This is a genomic window from Bacillus sp. AFS012607 (genome assembly GCF_002558005.1).
Classification (GTDB): domain Bacteria; phylum Bacillota; class Bacilli; order Bacillales; family Bacillaceae_G; genus Bacillus_A; species Bacillus_A thuringiensis_S.
Map to the genome: position 1 here is coordinate 300,763 of NZ_NTVM01000013.1, position 17,693 is coordinate 318,455.

Consider the following 17,693-nt stretch of genomic DNA (forward strand, 5'->3'; position numbering starts at 1 on the left):
TACTAAAAAAAAAAAGAAAAGCAGTTTCCCGCTTTTCTTTACTTCGTTTTAATAAACGATAAAATTTCACTGCGCGCTGCAGCATCATTTTCAAGCACACCACGCACTGCTGTCGTTACTGTTTTCGCACCTGGTTTTTTCACACCACGCATCGTCATACACATATGTTCTGCTTCTACTACTACCATTACACCATGAGGCTCTAATACTTCCATAATAGAGTTCGCTACTGTTGATGTAATACGTTCTTGCAGTTGTGGACGACGTGCAATTGTATCTACAGTACGAGCTAATTTACTTAACCCTGTCACCTTTCCACCTTGCGGAATATATGCAACGTGAGCAACTCCATAGAATGGAACTAAATGATGCTCACACATCGAATAAAATGGTATATCTTTTACTAGTACAAGCTCTTCGTGATCTTCTCCGAATACTTTATGCAAATGCTCTTTCGGATCTTCATGCATACCTGAGAACACTTCTGCGTACATTTTTGCAACACGTTTTGGTGTATCAAGTACTCCCTCACGATTTGGATCATCCCCAATCGCCTCTAAAATAAGGCGTACTGCATGTTCAATTTGTTCTAAATTAACTTTTGCCATCCGCTAGCCCTCCCGAAAACCTAAAAGTGATACGAACACATTCTAGCATATTTATGTTTTTAAAAGCAAAAAGAAGAGTTCCCAAAAAGGAAACTCTTCTTCCCTGTTAATATGTAAGGATTATTTAACCGCATCTTTTAACGCTTTACCAGGTTTGAATGCAGGTACTTTACTTGCAGCGATTTCAATCTCCTCACCTGTTTGTGGGTTACGACCTTTACGAGCCGCACGCTCACGAACTTCGAAGTTACCGAATCCGATCAGTTGTACTTTATCACCTTGTTTTAAAGCTTCTAAGATAGAATCAAAAACAGCGTCTACTGCTTTTGTTGCGTCCTTTTTAGAAAGGGAACTTGCTTCTGCAACAGCATTGATTAAATCTGTCTTGTTCATGCCATTCACCTCCTCCCAAAGATAAGACTGTATAATGATCATAAAATGAGTCTTACTTTCATTTGTAGGCAATTTTTACAAATTCTATACTACAAAGATGTAGATAAATCATTATCAACGCCTATATTATACGATTCTCCTTTATAATTCAATATTTTTAAGGAAATTGTTACTGTGAAAATGTGAAAATCTGATGAAACTTGACAATTTACAACAATGTATTAGATAATGACTGTTTATTTTTCTATTTTATAATCAAAAAAAAACAAAAAATCCCTCTACAATGAGAGGGATTTTTCTTATAGTATAATCGCAATTAATCCGCCAGATCCTTCATTAATAATTCTTTCTAGCGTTTCTTTTAATTTATATCTAGCGTTTTCTGGCATTAAGGATAATTTCGCTTGAATTCCTTCTCGAACAATTGAGCTAAGCGAACGTCCAAATATATCAGAATTCCAAATTGATAACGGGTCATCTTCAAAATCTTGCATTAAATAACGAACTAATTCTTCACTTTGCTTTTCAGTACCAATGATCGGTTCAAACGTTGACTCTACATCTACTTTAATCATATGAATGGATGGCGCTACCGCTTTTAACTTCACACCAAACCTTGAACCGTGACGAATAATTTCTGGCTCATCTAAGCTCATATCTGCTAGCGCAGGCGCTGCTACACCATATCCTGTTTGTTTAACCATACGCAGTGCGTCTGCGACTTGGTCGTATTCTGTTTTCGCATGAGATAAATCGAGCATAAGCTTCAATAAATGATCTTTCCCCCGAATTTCTACCCCTACTACTTCTTTTAAAATCTGATCATATAATTCATCTGGCGCATATAAATCAATCTCCGCCACACCTTGCCCCATATCAATGCCAGCTAAGCTCGCTCGATCAATAAATTCATATTGACTAAACTGCCAAACAACCCGATCCACATCACGAAGACGTTTTATATCCTTCACAGTTTCTTGAACTGCTTCTTGATAACTTTGACGCAACCAATGCCCTTCATTTAGCACCATTACCCAGCTCGGAAGGTTCACATTCACTTCTAATACAGGGAATTCAAATAGCGCTTCACGAAGTACATTATATACATCTGTTTCTCTTAAACTCTCCACACTCATTGCAATAACCGGGATATCATATTCTTCTGATAAACTTTGGCGTAATTGCTCTGTATCTGGATGATACGGCTGTACCGTATTAATTATCATAATGAAAGGTTTTCCTACTTCTTTCAATTCATTTACAACGCGTTCTTCTGCCTCTATATAATCTCTTCTTGGAATTTCACCAATTGTTCCATCTGTTGTAATTACAACACCAATTGTTGAATGTTCTTGAATTACTTTACGCGTGCCGATTTCTGCAGCTTCATGGAATGGAATAGGTTCTTCATACCAAGGGGTATTAATCATGCGCGGGCCATTCTCATCTTCATAGCCCTTCGCTCCTGGAACCGTATATCCAACACAATCTACTAATCGAATATTCACTTCAAGTCCTTCATCTACTTCGATAGAAACCGCTTGGTTTGGAACAAACTTCGGTTCCGTCGTCATAATTGTACGACCAGCAGCACTTTGAGGCAATTCATCCTGCGCTCTTTGACGGTCAGACTCATTCTCAATATTTGGAATAACTACAAGTTCCATAAATTTTTTAATGAATGTTGATTTCCCTGTTCGAACAGCTCCTACAACTCCAAAATAAATATCACCGCCTGTTCGTTCTGCAATATCTTTAAAAATATCTACCTTTTCCAAGTGATTCCCTCCCTCAAAATTTTTGGGAATAATTCCGCGTTTATAGTCAACTAATACCTTCTCTAACGTTGCCTATAATATCTGATATAATATAATGGTATTCTAGAAGTTCGGACAATATATCATATAATTTTGTCCAATTTCATATGACTATTAAAAAATATCTTTTGTTTGCATCGTAAGTTGTATAACATAAAAAACCTTTCTTCTAGAACTTATTCACTAAAAGAAAGGTTCATGACTTATGATTTTAAAAAAATTGGTTCTCCGTCCTTTACTGTGTACGGTAAAGAATAAGCTGGTACAAACGGGGAACCTTTCGAAAGTATATTTCGAATATCTTCTCCCTCCGTAAACTGCCCTTCATTTTTTTTCAAAGCGTCATATAAGTCGATTCTATAATCAACAAAAACTTCTCCTTTTTCATTAATTACAAAAGGAAGTCCTTTACCAGAATATGGACTTGTCACTTGTGGCACATCTTTATATCCTAGTTTTTTAAAATCCAATTCATATACACCATCTGAAATTACTTTTTTAAAAGGTGGATATTGATGTTCATCACGATACATCCTAAGCTTTAAAGATAGTTCCTGAATTTGTTCAGCCATCCTAACATCAATTAACTTTACTGTTGGATTTGTTTCAACGTCTATTAATACGTATTGATATACTCCTCCACTTTCATATGCATTCCCTGGTGCTTCTTGTATGTAACGCGGGGCAATCTGTTGAAAGTCGATTGGATACTTTTGATAAATAGGTGTACTCATATCCCTCGTCTTAATTGGCAATATCCCATCATTTTGCTCCTTAAATGTCACAACAGCTTTTTGAACAACCTGTAGCTGATCTTCATAAGGAACCGCATTTTGCTTCATATTTTCTTTCGGATACAGACACCCCGTTAAAAGGCTCATACAACAAAATATTAAAATAATATGGACTTTTTTCACTAGCATCACCTTTTCATACTAATATAACTTGCTCCGTATGTAGTATTTTCGAGACCATTCCATTTACTGCTGTACAGGTCCACTAAATACAACAAGAAAAATAACAATTCCTGACACAACCATAAGGGTGTACGCTACTAACGCTGTAATCCCTTTCAAAAATTTATTCTGTATTTTATGTCTACTTAATAAAATAAAACTTACTGCAAAAAACATAAATCCAATTGCCCCTAAAGCCAACCACATTTTCATAAGCCCTTCTGACATATACACACCCCTTTTTATTAATCTATTTTTATACTATTTTAACAAATTAAAATCTTTAAACAAATACAAAAAGAACATTTTACTACAAATTACGAATATGTAACTTTAATCAATAGGTTTTTCAGCATTTTCCACTAATCTAGATAAAAATAAAACCGAAGCGATTGTATCTCTCGCTTCGGTTGACCAAATATGCCCAAAAACAGCTCTATTCCCATTCTTTCATGGCTATCATATGCAATCTACAAACTCTTTGTTTCTCATAATTTATTTTTTAAACATTTTGCTTAACGAGCCAAAATCTGCTGGCATATTATTATTAATAATCGCTTTTACAATTTGATCCTCTTGCTCTTTCGGCACTTCACGTCCCGCCATAAGAGCCACTTGATGAATTAATTGACGAAGTACAGTTTCATCACGTAAATTCGCATTTTGCACGGATGACGCTAATTTAAAAATATCCTCTTTATTTACTTTCGCTTCCTTCTCAATATTATTAAAAATGTTATTATCCATTCTTTTCACCCTCTCCTCAAGTTACTCTTCATCCTATGCAAAAATAAAAAAATGGTGAAAAGACCCATAAAATAAAAAAGCGACAGAAGTACAAATGTACTTCTGTCGCTTTTCTTTACAGTAAGTCAGGTATAGCTTCCACTTCATGTTTTCGAACACGTCCCATCAATGAGCCTACCGCATCTTTTACGTTATTCCCATTGAACAGCACGTCATATAAAGCAGCTGTAATCGGCATTTCAACTTCCATTTTCTCTGCCAATTCATGAGCAGCTTTCGTTGTTCTTACACCTTCTACAACCATACCCATGCTTTCTAACACTTCTTCTAAAGAATGTCCTTTTCCAAGCATATTTCCAGCGCGCCAATTTCGGCTATGAACACTTGTACAAGTTACAATTAAGTCTCCCATACCGGTTAGACCAGCAAACGTTAACGGATTCCCGCCCATTTTTCTTCCTAAACGAGCAATCTCTGTTAAACCACGTGTCATCAATGCCGCTTTTGCATTATCACCTAATCCAAGACCATCAGTTATACCAGCAGCTAATGCGATAATATTTTTTAACGCACCACCAAGTTCAACTCCAACGATATCTGGATTTGTGTATACACGGAAATAACTATTCATAAATAAATCTTGTACTTCCTCAGCCGCTTCCATACGCTTTGCTGCAGACGTAACTGTTGTCGCTTGTCGTAAACCAACTTCTTCAGCATGACTCGGTCCAGACAATACAACAACATCTTTAATTAAGTTCTCTGGAATTTCTTCCTCGATCACTTCCGAAATACGTTTTGACGTACCAGGTTCAATCCCTTTACTCGCATGAATCCAAGTAATCGGTTCTGTAACAATTTCTTTCATCTCTTGTAATACATCTCTGTACGCTTTCGTCGGTACTACTAGCAGTACTGTATTTACATCTACTAATGCTTCTTCTAAAGAAGAGTAGGCTACGATTGTGCTTGGCAATGTAATGCCTGGGAGATATCGACTATTCTCATGTTTCGTATTCATTTCATCCATAAGTTCTGAGCGATTTCCCCAAATACGTACATCATGTCCATTGTCAGCTAATACCATCGCTAACGCTGTTCCCCAGCTACCTGCTCCTACTACTGTGATTTTTGTCATAAAATCACATCCTCTCCATTAGTCTCTTGCTCGAGCAATAATGTGAATCGGCGTTCCTACAAAACCGAACGCTTCACGTAAACGATTCTTTAAGAAGCGCTCATATGAAAAGTGCATTAATTCTGTATCGTTTACAAACACAACAAATGTCGGTGGTTTTACCGCAACCTGTGTCGCATAGAAGATTTTCAGACGGCTACCATTATGAGTCGGTGTTGGATTCATCGCTACCGCATCCATAATTACATCGTTTAATACGTTTGTTTGTACACGGATACTATGGCTTTCATTTACCTCATTGATAACCGGTAATAACGTTTGTGTACGTTTTTTCGTTTTTGCAGATAAGAATACAATCGGTGCATAATCCAAGAATTGGAAATGAGCACGAATATTTTCTTCAAATGCTTTCATTGTTTTTTCATCTTTTTTCACTGCATCCCATTTGTTTACAACGATAATAACAGCTCGTCCTGAATCATGAGCATATCCAGCGATTTTTTTATCTTGCTCAATAATTCCTTCTTCTCCGTCTAAAACAACTAAAACAACGTCAGAACGTTCAATCGCTCTAAGTGCACGAAGTACACTATACTTTTCTGTACTTTCATATACTTTTCCTTTTTTACGCATACCAGCTGTATCAATGATTACATAATCTTGATCATCTTTACTATATGGTGTATCGACAGCATCACGCGTCGTTCCTGCGATATTACTTACAATTACACGTTCTTGACCAAGAAGTGCATTTACAAGCGATGATTTCCCTACATTTGGACGTCCAATTAAAGAGAAACGGATTGTTTCATCGTCATACGCCTCTTCTTCAATCTTTGGAAAATGATTTGCAGCTTCATCTAACAAATCACCAAGTCCTAAACCGTGTGTACCTGAAATCGGGAATGGCTCGCCAAATCCTAATGAATAAAAATCATAAATATCACTACGCATTTCTGGATTATCAACCTTATTTACCGCAAGTACAATTGGTTTTTTAGAACGATACAAAATTTTAGCAACTTCTTCATCCGCTGCAGTTACACCATCGCGACCATTCGTCATAAAAATGATAACATCTGCTTCATCAATCGCAACTTCCGCCTGTTGACGAATTTGTGTCAAGAACGGCTCGTCTCCAATATCAATTCCACCTGTATCAATAATGTTAAACTCATGATTTAACCATTCTCCCGCACTATAAATACGGTCTCGAGTTATACCTGGGATATCTTCTACGATTGAAACTCTTTCTCCAACTATTCTATTAAAAATAGTAGATTTTCCTACGTTCGGGCGGCCTACTATTGCTATTACTGGTTTCGGCATATACTTTCATCCTTTCAACTTGCTTCTGTTTATTATGTAAAAAACCCTTCTTTGTGCAAGAAGGGATTTGCATTCCAGAATATTTCTCAACGTATCAAAACACCTCACATTATAACACACGTTCCTAATGTTTCACAATAATATATACATTCTCTTGTAAGCGATGCGCAATACCATCTAAAATTGCCTCTAAATTATTTGCAACAAATTCTAGTTCCTCCATCGACTCACAAACAAATAAAGGAGCACCACCTGCAAATTTTTCTGGCGCTGTTGTAATAACTGCCAGGATAACGCTTTCTAACATCATCTCTTATCTCCCCTTCCTTTCGGGGCTTCCGATGACATATGGACGGCACTTTCTAACGTTGGTACATTTCCTATAACACTTATCGCTTTCTCTGCATCTTGATCTTGCGGTAAGACAAAAATTCCAACCCTACCATCCTCTAAATCACGCTTTGCTAACGGTACAAGCGCTGGTGTACCAGAATCTCTATAAATCCCTAGCGCCACCGAAACATCGTGTAAAACAGCTTGCCGTTGCCCTAAATTTGAGATTGTCACCATCGCATCAATTGATTTCGGTTTTAAAATAAACCCCATGCCATATTTCATAATCTCTTCTTGCCTCGCCGGTAATCCAATATTCATAATATAAATATTATCAATATACAGTCCTGCCCCTTCAAAACGAAGGGGCACGTGCTCAATTTCAACAAGATCATGTAGCCTTTTTCCAGACATTAATTTTTTCGCAATAAAAAATGCGATTATAGCCATAATTACTCCCGCAATCCATGAACGGAACCCTATATACGCAAATGTCGTTGCAAACGACGTTAACATCGCCAAATAGTTGCGACTTTCAAAAACCAATGCAATTCCTTCAATATATGTATTTCCACGCGGTACGAGCTCATATCCATCTAATTGTTGAAGCGTGTTTCTTTCCATATTACGTACATCACGAAATTGTGTTGCCGCTAACGTAAGAAATGTAATGGCAGAAAAATCTTTTTTCAAAATAGACGGGATTGCAATCGCTCCTAAAGCAGCTGCAATTAACCCCATTGCAATATGAATAATTTTCCCATGCAGCCTCGTCGGATATTGCCGCGTATCCGTCCGAAGCATTAACACTCTTGTAACTGTCCCCGCTATTACGCCGCATAAAATGGCTGATGTATATTCAGTCATGCATTACCCTCGCCTTTCTTTTACGTGTTTTTCTCTTAAACTGTTCCATGTATACTGATGCTTTTGCAATCCAAAACAATACTGCCATGAATAATGTAGAAACGGCGACGATATCAAAAAATGCTAAACTACCGTAATCATATGGAAAATTCAATTTCCGAAAAATAAATGTCACTAGCAACTCTCCTTGTAACATCCCTACATATAGGGAACATAATCGTAATATGCGATCCCCATGCAATAACACCGATGCATACACAAGAGCACTACTTAGCAGAAACACTCTATCCACCACAATCCAAATCGGATCATATATTTCTAACAAATGAAAACTTGTATATAACATTGCAATAATAAGTGCCGAAAGTAAGCTATATAATTTTTTCCAAACAGAATATAGCGTAATTCCTATAAAAGAAATAATACAAAGTAGAAGAGCATTTACTGATACCACGAATGAGGCAATCGTTACATGTAACGGAGAGCAAATTATAAAAATCATTATACAAGCGCCTAACTTCCACCGAATAGGGTCCTTTTTCATAAAAAAGGTTACGATGATCCACCCTATCCAAGCTACAAAATAAAAAGTACTTCCATCCATCAACTTCACCTCCTATGTTTTCCATTATGGGAACTTTTTATGAAAGTTAATCCACTTTATTTACGCATAGTTTTTTCTTATAACAGCAACACTTTTAACAAGGAGGTGTTATTTATTATGGGTAAAGATCGCCAAGAACGAAAACTACGAGAATCACGCCGCGTTGAATCTGATCGTAATCAATCACTACAATATCCAGGTGCAACTGGACTTGATACACCAGAGCAGGCTCGAAAACAAAACCAGCACTAATTAATACAAAAAGACGGTTTCGATGTTGTACGAAACCGTCTTTTGCATAATCATTTTAATGATTTTTATTTATATTGAAATAATATTTTGTGTACTATATCCTCCTATCACTTCTTTTACCCCCACCTATTTCCCTTATAAAAGCAAGTCCTCTCAAAAATCCAGTAACTAATCATCTTCATTTTTTAACCTTTTTTCAATTACAATTTTTATAAAATACCAATTCCATTCTCCACTTTATATTACGAGAAAGAAAAGAAAACAAAAAATCAACCGAACGGTTGATTTTTTATCTCCTACTATAATGCGCAGTATCAATACCACGCTGCATTAACCAATGATATGTTTCACCTTTTACAACAAGAGGTACAGATTGCAACTCTTCTATCGTCTTCGCACCAAGAGCTGTCATAATAAATTTCAAATCTGTATGTAGAAGCTCAATTTCATCCACTAATTTCTCGATACTATCTTGCATTAAAATACGTAAAAAGTAACCAGCAAACGCAGTTGTATTCGCCCCTAATGCGATTGCTTTCGCTACGTCAAGCGCTGTCTGTATACCCCCTGATGCAATAAAAGAGAGGTTATTATTTGTAGAGGTTGCTTCAATAATCGAGGTTGCTGTTTGTATGCCCCAGTTATTAAAATAAGAAAGCATTCGCTGTCTTCTTTCATTTTCAACAGCAGCAAAATTCGTACCACCTTGCCCACCAATATCAATTGCCGTTACACCTACGTTCGCTAACTGTTGCATTGTTTCCTTACTCATCCCAAATCCAACTTCTTTTACAATGACAGGAACTTTACTATTTAAAACAATTTTCTCAATACGCTGAAGTACGCCAGTAAAATCACGGTCTCCTTCTGGCATCGTTAACTCTTGTATGACATTTAAATGAATTTGCAATGCATTCGCTTCAATCATATCAACGGCACGCTCTGCCTGCTCGATAGTTGCCTCACTACCTAAATTAGCAAAGAAAATACCATTTGGGTTTACCTTTCTGATCACCTTATAAGAAGCAGCCTCACTTTCATCTTTTAACGCCGCCATTTGCGAACCTACAGCCATAGCAAGGTTATGTTGTTTCGCTACATATGCTAATTGCTCATTGATATGTAACGTTTTCTCTCCTCCACCACCAGTCATCGCATTGATAAAAATCGGCGAACTTAGTGAAAGTTCGCCGATTTTTGTTTCACATGTTATTGTGTCATAATTTGAATTTGGCAAGCTTTGATGCACAAAATCAATATCATGAAAGCCATGCGTACGAGACTGACCAGTAGAAAGAGCGTATTCAATATGATCTAATTTACGTTTTGCCCTTACCACTTGTACCCCTCATTATTTCTTTAATTTTTTCAGTTGTTCACCAATAATATCACTTAATTGGAAAGTAGCAGAATCAGCATTTGGCTCATACTGACTATAATCTTCAATTACATTATTTTCCTCAAGCACTTCTTTTATACTTAAAGAAATACGTTTCTCTGCTGCGTGAACTTCAAGTACTTTCACTTTTACTTCTTGTCCCATTTCCAATACTTCATTCGGATTTTTCACGTGACGATTTGCAATTTGAGATACGTGTACAAGTCCTTCAACGCCAGGTAAAATCTCAACGAATGCACCAAATGTAACGAGGCGTTTTACTACGCCCTCACGAATATCTCCAGCTTTTATTTCGCCAGCAACGTTTTCCCAAGGTCCTGGTTGAGCTGCTTTAATCGATAAAGAAATACGTTGTGTATCAGCATCAACAGATAACACCTTTACCTTAACCTTTTGACCTTGCTCTAAAACTTCAGAAGGTTGCTCTACACGTTCGTGTGAAATTTGTGAAATGTGAACTAAACCGTCCACGCCACCAACGTTAACGAAAGCACCAAAGTCAGTTAATCGTTGCACTGTTCCTTCAACAACGTCCCCTTCTTTTAATGAAGAAATTGCTTCTTTTTTCTTAGAATCTAGTTCTAATTCTACTACCGCTTTATGCGAAAGGATTACACGATTTTTTTCACGGTCTAATTCAACAATTTTCACCGCTAACGTTTTACCTTTATAGTCAGTAAAGTCTTCTACATAATGTACTTCTACAAGTGAAGCTGGGATAAAACCGCGAACCCCAAGATCCACAACTAATCCGCCATTCACAATATCTTTTACAGTAACATCAAACACATGACCAGAAGTAAATTTCTCTTGTAATTCTACCCATGCTTTTTCTGCATCAACAGCACGTTTAGACAAGACAAGATCATCTTCTTCTAATTTAATAATTTTCAACTCTAGTGTTTGATCTAATTCTACAACATCGCTTGCTTTTTCAATATGAACGTTAGCTAATTCACTAATTGGAATTACGCCATCTGTTTTGTATCCAACATTTACAAGCACTTGTTTCTCTTCAACTTTCGTTACAGAACCTGTAACAACGTCACCAACTTGTAATTCTTTTGAATCCATAACTTCTTCATTCATTTTCTCTACCATGGAAATACCTCCCTACAGAATTGACAAAGCATTTTTTATGTATATACGAAATGAAAACAAAGTTTTCATTTGCATGTTTAAGAATTTCTCATCACATACTTTTTTCAATACCATTCATAAGAAAATATATTAAACCTATATAAATAGTATACAGCAAAACCAGCTTGAAAAAAGTATGTTTTGAAATATAATAGCGAATATATTCTGACAGTTTTATTCCTCTTTAACTAACTTCTTACAAATCAGCTCATTTGTCAAGGAAAGAGACTCACAATTCACGTATCCTTTACATTTCTATTTAAACAAAAAAGAAAGGGGATCATCCCCTTTCTTTATTTCGCAAACACTCCTGAAACAATACTCATAATTTTTTGGACAACTTCTTCAATTGATAAAGAAGTCGTATCTAATTCCAATGCATCATCAGCCTTTTTTAGTGGAGAAACTTCGCGTTCTGAATCTAATTTATCACGCTGAGCAATTTCTTCTTTTAGCTGCTCTAAATTAGAATCGAAACCTTTATTTAAATTTTCTAAATGTCTTCTTTCCGCTCTTTCTTCAACAGAAGCAAGCATAAAGATTTTCACTTCAGCATCCGGTAATACATGTGTACCAATATCACGGCCGTCCATTACAACACCGCCTTTTTTCGCTAAATCTTGCTGACGGCGTACCATTTCTTCACGAACAAGGCGATGCTTTGCTACAATAGATACTCGATTCGTCACATCAGGTGTACGAATTACTTCAGAAACATCTTGTCCATTTAAAAATACAAGCTGTGTATTTTCTCCTTGCTGAAATTCAATATTTACATTCCTTACAACTTCCATTAACTGCTCTTCATTTTCAATATCTACTTTTTGTTCAAGGGCTGCATATGTAAGCGTACGGTACATTGCGCCTGTATCAATATAAACGTAAGAAAGTTCCTTCGCAACAACTTTTGCCACTGTACTTTTACCAGCAGCTGCTGGACCATCTATAGCAATTGAAATTCGTTTATCCATTGTAACACCTCATTTTTTCACTTATAAAACAAAACGAAAAGCAGGTGTTCACCCTGCTTCTTCTCATTTGCTTCACGTCATTAAATCCTCAATTATTGTAGCATAATCCTTCATAGAAGAAAATGAAAACTACCTATTCACCTGTAAGATTTCCGCTTTGTCTTTTACCATGACACCTTCATAATAAACAATTTTAGATAAATATTTCACTGATGACTTATGTATAAATAACAATTGCACAACAGAAAGACAAATAAATTGTATTATTAATATACGAATAAAAATTCTCTCCATCTTTTCCACCGTAATTGCTCCCTCCTATACTATATTTACACATCTCGTTTCGTAATTTTATACATCGTACATATAGCAGTTAATTTTATTGTCATTTGCGAGGCATACTTTTATACATTTCCATTGTCGAATTTACTAAAAACATGTTATGTTCTAAATGTATTTTTTACTTGAAAGGGGTATAAGAATTGAAAAGAATCCTAGTTTTACACACAGGTGGAACAATTGCAATGGAGGAGGATAAAGAAACTGGAGTCGTACAACCAGGTGAAAAAAATCCTCTTTTAAAATTCATTCCTGATTTAGAAGGCGATGTTGATTTAATCGTTGAAGATGTGTTCCATTTACCATCTCCCCATATGACACCGAGCGAAATGTTACAATTACAAGTCATCATTGATGAAAGAGTAAAACAAGACAACATTCATGGCGTAGTCATTACGCATGGTACTGATACATTAGAAGAAACAGCCTATTTCTTAGATTTAACAGTACAAGCAACTATTCCGATCGTTGTGACAGGTGCAATGCGCTCTAGCAATGAATTAGGTGCTGACGGCCTATATAACTTCTTATCAGCTGTAAAGGTTGCTAGTTGTGATGAAGCTGCAGAAAAAGGTGTTTTAGTCGTATTAAATGACGAAATTCATTGCGCTACAAATGTAACGAAAACACATACAAGTAATGTCGCAACATTCCAAAGCCCACAATACGGACCAATTGGAATGGTAACAAAACGCGGCGTTGTCTTCCATCACGCTTTAGTACATCATGAAACATATACGATAAACACAGTGTCTAAAAATGTAGTTGTTCTAAAAGCATATGCTGGCATGGATGATACATTATTAGCAGCAATCGAAAATCTTCCTGTAGACGGTATTGTTATCGAAGCGCTCGGACAAGGTAATCTACCTCCAAGAACACTTCCTAGTCTAGAACGATTATTAAATAAAGGTATTCCTGTCGTATTAGTTTCTCGCTGTTTCAACGGTATCGTTCAAGACGTATATTCGTATGAAGGTGGCGGTAAACACTTAAAAGATATGGGCGTTGTATTCACATACGGCTTAAATGCACAAAAAGCACGTATTAAATTACTTGTCGCATTAGAGAATACAAATTCTCATGAATCCATTCAAAATATGTTTATGCACGAATAAAAAGGAGTTGTCGAGATTTTCTCGACAACTCCTTTTTATTTTTCTCTTGATGCAATGGTTTGCGCAATCGCATCTCCATGAAATCTACCGTTCTCGATAAATATTTCATTTGCATTATTTCCAGCAGCAATGACACCTGCAATGAAAATATTTTCAGCATTCGTTTCCATTCTATCCTCTGTATAAATTGGACGTCCTGTTTCTTCATCAATCTGAACACCCATCTTCGTTAAGAAGCTATGATCAGGATGATAACCAGTCATCGCAAATACAAAATCGTTTTGGATTGTATAAACTTCACCATCAACTGTAAACGTTAATGTATGCTCAGTAATTTCTTTCACATGAGCCCCGAAATGCATTTGAATTGTACCGTTTCGTACTAACGCCTCAAATTCCGGCAAAATCCAAGGCTTTATGCTTGGCGAATACTCAATTCCACGATACAGTACCGTTACACGCGCACCAGCTTTAACAAGTTCTAATGCGGCATCTACACTCGAATTTTTCCCACCTATAACTACTACGTCTCGATCAAAATAAGGATGCCCCTCTTTAAAATAGTGAGCTACTTTCTTCAATCCCTCACCTGGAACATTCATATAATTTGGATTATCATAATATCCAGTTGCTACAACAATATATTTCGCTATATATGTTTCTTTACTTCCGTCACACTTTGTCGTCTCAACTTGAAAAACTCCTCCATCTTTTTGAACTTTCTCCACTCGCTCAAAAGCATTTACACGTACAGATTTACGTTTTACTACTTCACGATAATACGCAAGCGCTTGATTTCGAACTGGCTTACGATTTTCTGTAATAAAAGCTACATCACCAATTTCTAATTTTTCACTAGAAGAGAAAAATGTTTGATGAGTTGGATAATTATAAATGGCATTTACAATGTTTCCTTTTTCAATTACTAACGGATTTATCCCTACCTTTTGCAACGAAATCGCTGCCGCTAATCCGCACGGACCGCCTCCGATTATAATAACTGTTTCTTTCTGCATACTCGTCCACTCCTAGTCTTCTACCAATACACTATTTATAAAAACAAGAAAAAACCTACTTACAGCAGTAGGTACCTATCTTTATTGTATTCATTTTTCATATATTTGTCATCTAAACGAAACGTACATCCGATAGACATCTGCTAAAAACTGCTGAAATTTAATACCTTGTTTCCCTAATACATTCTCAGGATCAATCTTTCTAGCTGGATCAAGCGTTTTATGTGACACGATATCTTTTTTCGGATTTAAGCCAAAGTTTTGGCATAAATACGCATGATACCATGTAAAACGATTATATGCTTCCCAAAAGTTAACATCACCGCCATAACAAAGTTCCACTCCAATGGCCGCCTTATTCGCGTCATAGCCGTATAAGTCATTATCCGTCGGCACACCATATCGAACATGATACGCAACTTCATTTATAGGAATAATCTCCAATATTGTTTTATCATCTATAAATGTATGCGCCGAAGCTTTCGGTTGTAATTCATTAAAGTAATCTCGATTTCCTATCGCATTGCTTCCTGGATTCCCCGTATCATGGCTTACAATAAATCTCACTTTAGTCAGAGGAATCCCCGGCCGTGAACTTCCATATCCAATATAGTTGCGTTCTATAGGAAACATCGCCATTGCTACCAACTCCCGCTCTAGAAGATTACCTTACTTCCTTATATATGTATTCGGTAGCAACGTCCTTATCGCATATTTCTTACACGAAGAGAAAATCGAAAATATTTGAAGTGAACACCATAAACAACAAGATACTTACAGCCACTCCATAAAAACCGTAAAACCAAACACAATCTTCTTTCGTATCTAAACCGAAAAATTTATTTACCGATTGTAATAATGTGCCACGCTTGCTTTGTTTGTTTCGTAATACTTCCACTCGCTCTACAACATCTGCTGGCATCATAAATCTTTGGTCTACTGTCATTTTCATCATTTATCTCTCCTTAAAATCATTTCCGTTTTGTTTATCTAAGGAGAGTATAGCACGTTTGTTCGTATAGAACAAACGTGCTTTTTTTATTTTTATTTTATTTTTCAGCAAGCCAAGTAAAAATTGAGATTACAACGGCAATAATCGGCCCTACTACAACCACACCAAATATCAAAAACAGTAGCCCTTCCCCGAACATTCTAACGGTACTTACTTTTCGAGCTTTCATCGTTCTTGCAAGTTCTCCCTCTAACCTCTTAACCTTTTCTTCTAATTGTTCTACTCGTTCCAGCATTTCATTCTCCATATATAACACCTCATTTAATACTTCAACAAAAAAACGTGATTCCCTCGAAAGGAAATCACGTTTTCTCAAGATATAATATTTTATACCCAACCTCTGAAGCGGCTTGCTTCAGCCATTTTACGAACACCAACCATGTACGCCGCTAAGCGCATGTTCACTTTACGAACTTGTGCTGTTTCATAAATAGAATCAAATGATCTTACCATTACTTTTTCTAAACGTTGTTCTACTTCTTCTTCAGTCCAGTAGTATCCTTGGTTATTTTGTACCCACTCAAAGTAAGATACTGTTACACCACCAGCACTTGCTAACACGTCTGGAACAAGTAAAATTCCGCGATCTGTTAAAATTTTAGTCGCTTCTAATGTTGTTGGACCATTTGCAGCTTCAACAACGATTTTCGCTTTAATATCATTAGCATTTTCTTCTGTAATTTGGTTCTCAATTGCAGCTGGAACTAAAATATCGCAATCAAGTTCTAACAATTCTTTATTTGAAATTGTATTGTTAAATAGCTTTGTTACTGTACCGAAGCTATCACGACGGTCTAATAAATAATCAATATCTAATCCGTTTGGATCATGTAACGCACCGTAAGCATCTGAGATTGCAATAACTTTCGCACCTGCATCATGCATAAATTTAGCTAAGAAGCTACCAGCATTACCGAACCCTTGGACAACAACGCGTGCACCCTTAATATCAATGCCACGTTTTTTCGCAGCTTCACGAATACAAATTGTTACACCTTTCGCTGTTGCTGTTTCACGGCCATGTGATCCACCTAATACAAGCGGTTTACCTGTAATAAATCCTGGTGAATTAAATTCATCAATACGGCTATACTCATCCATCATCCATGCCATAATTTGAGAGTTTGTGAATACATCTGGAGCTGGAATATCTTTCGTCGGACCTACGATTTGGCTAATTGCTCGTACATAACCGCGGCTTAATCTTTCTAACTCACGGAATGACATTTCACGTGGATCACAGATAATTCCACCCTTACCTCCACCATATGGTAAATCAACAATACCACATTTTAAACTCATCCAGATTGAAAGTGCTTTCACTTCATTCTCTGTTACATTCGGATGGAAGCGAATTCCACCTTTCGTTGGACCAACAGCATCATTATGTTGTGCACGATACCCTGTAAATATTTTAACAGTCCCGTCATCCATACGAACTGGTATTTTCACTGTCATCATACGAATTGGTTCTTTTAATAATTCATATACTTCGTTTGGATAACCCAATTTTTCTAACGCTTCACTAATAACAATTTGTGTTGAATTCAATAGTTCAAAATGTTGTTCCCTTTGTTGTTGTGTTTTTGTTTGAGTTCCCTTTTCGGCTACCATAGTAAGTAAACCCCCTGTAATTTCACTTGTTTAGTAAACC

At 36.5% G+C, this 17,693-nt stretch carries 22 protein-coding genes; 2 read left to right on the plus strand and 20 right to left on the minus strand.

The genetic code is table 11. From position 1 onward, the window contains the following. Positions 1 to 38 precede the first annotated feature (38 nt). From folE to CN409_RS18270, 11 genes are all read right to left on the minus strand, one after another. Complete coding sequence (folE, locus tag CN409_RS18220; protein WP_001151482.1) at positions 39 to 608, minus strand: GTP cyclohydrolase I FolE; 570 nt, start codon at positions 606 to 608, stop codon at positions 39 to 41. Between the two features lie 120 nt (positions 609 to 728). Further along, the gene (locus CN409_RS18225) at positions 729 to 1,001 is read right to left on the minus strand and encodes an HU family DNA-binding protein (RefSeq protein ID WP_001043860.1); all 273 of its coding nucleotides are present in this window, start codon (positions 999 to 1,001) and stop codon (positions 729 to 731) included. A gap of 299 nt (positions 1,002 to 1,300) precedes the next feature. Then, entirely contained in the window at positions 1,301 to 2,779 is a 1,479-nt protein-coding gene (spoIVA, locus tag CN409_RS18230) for a stage IV sporulation protein A (RefSeq protein WP_000416521.1), read from the minus strand. Between the two features lie 242 nt (positions 2,780 to 3,021). Continuing rightward, positions 3,022 to 3,735, minus strand: a complete 714-nt coding sequence (locus CN409_RS18235) for a hypothetical protein (protein WP_000755479.1) — start codon at positions 3,733 to 3,735, stop codon at positions 3,022 to 3,024. 63 nt (positions 3,736 to 3,798) lie between these two features. Beyond that, positions 3,799 to 4,002 (minus strand): DUF2768 domain-containing protein, encoded by a 204-nt coding sequence (locus CN409_RS18240; RefSeq protein WP_001289006.1) that lies wholly within the window; start codon positions 4,000 to 4,002, stop codon positions 3,799 to 3,801. Between the two features lie 267 nt (positions 4,003 to 4,269). Beyond that, a complete protein-coding gene (locus CN409_RS18245; protein ID WP_000369753.1) occupies positions 4,270 to 4,521 on the minus strand; it encodes a stage VI sporulation protein F in 252 nt (83 codons plus the stop codon). A 115-nt stretch (positions 4,522 to 4,636) separates the two neighbouring features. Further along, on the minus strand, positions 4,637 to 5,659 hold the full coding sequence (locus CN409_RS18250; protein WP_000161783.1) for an NAD(P)H-dependent glycerol-3-phosphate dehydrogenase: 1,023 nt from the start codon (positions 5,657 to 5,659) through the stop codon (positions 4,637 to 4,639). 18 nt (positions 5,660 to 5,677) lie between these two features. Then, positions 5,678 to 6,988 (minus strand): ribosome biogenesis GTPase Der, encoded by a 1,311-nt coding sequence (gene der, locus CN409_RS18255; protein WP_001125890.1) that lies wholly within the window; start codon positions 6,986 to 6,988, stop codon positions 5,678 to 5,680. Between the two features lie 124 nt (positions 6,989 to 7,112). Continuing rightward, entirely contained in the window at positions 7,113 to 7,298 is a 186-nt protein-coding gene (locus tag CN409_RS18260; protein WP_000979048.1) for a capping complex subunit for YIEGIA, read from the minus strand. After that, positions 7,295 to 8,188, minus strand: a complete 894-nt coding sequence (locus CN409_RS18265) for a YIEGIA family protein (RefSeq protein WP_000141605.1) — start codon at positions 8,186 to 8,188, stop codon at positions 7,295 to 7,297. Before CN409_RS18265 ends, CN409_RS18260 begins: the two co-directional genes overlap by 4 nt. Next, complete coding sequence (locus CN409_RS18270) at positions 8,181 to 8,792, minus strand: YphA family membrane protein (RefSeq protein ID WP_000349104.1); 612 nt, start codon at positions 8,790 to 8,792, stop codon at positions 8,181 to 8,183. Before CN409_RS18270 ends, CN409_RS18265 begins: the two co-directional genes overlap by 8 nt. Positions 8,793 to 8,909: 117 nt before the next feature. Between CN409_RS18270 and CN409_RS31470 the strand changes: the two genes are divergently transcribed. Continuing rightward, positions 8,910 to 9,044, plus strand: a complete 135-nt coding sequence (locus CN409_RS31470) for a YpzI family protein (RefSeq protein ID WP_000513902.1) — start codon at positions 8,910 to 8,912, stop codon at positions 9,042 to 9,044. 289 nt (positions 9,045 to 9,333) lie between these two features. Here CN409_RS31470 and CN409_RS18280 read toward each other — a convergent pair whose 3' ends face one another. The 4 genes from CN409_RS18280 to CN409_RS31905 form a co-directional block, all read right to left on the minus strand. After that, a complete protein-coding gene (locus tag CN409_RS18280; RefSeq protein WP_097981836.1) occupies positions 9,334 to 10,383 on the minus strand; it encodes a type 2 isopentenyl-diphosphate Delta-isomerase in 1,050 nt (349 codons plus the stop codon). A gap of 12 nt (positions 10,384 to 10,395) precedes the next feature. Next, complete coding sequence (rpsA, locus tag CN409_RS18285; RefSeq protein ID WP_097981838.1) at positions 10,396 to 11,544, minus strand: 30S ribosomal protein S1; 1,149 nt, start codon at positions 11,542 to 11,544, stop codon at positions 10,396 to 10,398. Positions 11,545 to 11,876: 332 nt separating this feature from the next. Next, positions 11,877 to 12,554 (minus strand): (d)CMP kinase, encoded by a 678-nt coding sequence (cmk, locus tag CN409_RS18290; RefSeq protein WP_000361254.1) that lies wholly within the window; start codon positions 12,552 to 12,554, stop codon positions 11,877 to 11,879. Positions 12,555 to 12,683: 129 nt separating this feature from the next. Beyond that, the gene (locus CN409_RS31905) at positions 12,684 to 12,857 is read right to left on the minus strand and encodes a YpfB family protein (protein ID WP_000413849.1); all 174 of its coding nucleotides are present in this window, start codon (positions 12,855 to 12,857) and stop codon (positions 12,684 to 12,686) included. A 179-nt stretch (positions 12,858 to 13,036) separates the two neighbouring features. Between CN409_RS31905 and ansA the strand changes: the two genes are divergently transcribed. Next, positions 13,037 to 14,011: an asparaginase gene (ansA, locus tag CN409_RS18300; protein WP_000822011.1), complete on the plus strand. Its 975-nt coding sequence runs from the start codon at positions 13,037 to 13,039 to the stop codon at positions 14,009 to 14,011. A 35-nt stretch (positions 14,012 to 14,046) separates the two neighbouring features. Here the strand turns inward: ansA and CN409_RS18305 are convergent, their stop codons facing one another. The 5 genes from CN409_RS18305 to gudB form a co-directional block, all read right to left on the minus strand. After that, entirely contained in the window at positions 14,047 to 15,027 is a 981-nt protein-coding gene (locus CN409_RS18305; protein WP_001168517.1) for a YpdA family putative bacillithiol disulfide reductase, read from the minus strand. A 108-nt stretch (positions 15,028 to 15,135) separates the two neighbouring features. Continuing rightward, complete coding sequence (locus CN409_RS18310; protein ID WP_001240655.1) at positions 15,136 to 15,666, minus strand: peptidoglycan recognition protein family protein; 531 nt, start codon at positions 15,664 to 15,666, stop codon at positions 15,136 to 15,138. A 79-nt stretch (positions 15,667 to 15,745) separates the two neighbouring features. Further along, complete coding sequence (locus CN409_RS18315) at positions 15,746 to 15,982, minus strand: DUF3961 domain-containing protein (RefSeq protein ID WP_002083150.1); 237 nt, start codon at positions 15,980 to 15,982, stop codon at positions 15,746 to 15,748. Between the two features lie 94 nt (positions 15,983 to 16,076). After that, the gene (locus CN409_RS18320) at positions 16,077 to 16,286 is read right to left on the minus strand and encodes a hypothetical protein (protein ID WP_000426765.1); all 210 of its coding nucleotides are present in this window, start codon (positions 16,284 to 16,286) and stop codon (positions 16,077 to 16,079) included. A gap of 80 nt (positions 16,287 to 16,366) precedes the next feature. Next, complete coding sequence (gene gudB, locus CN409_RS18325) at positions 16,367 to 17,653, minus strand: NAD-specific glutamate dehydrogenase (protein WP_000225173.1); 1,287 nt, start codon at positions 17,651 to 17,653, stop codon at positions 16,367 to 16,369. Positions 17,654 to 17,693 lie beyond the last annotated feature (40 nt).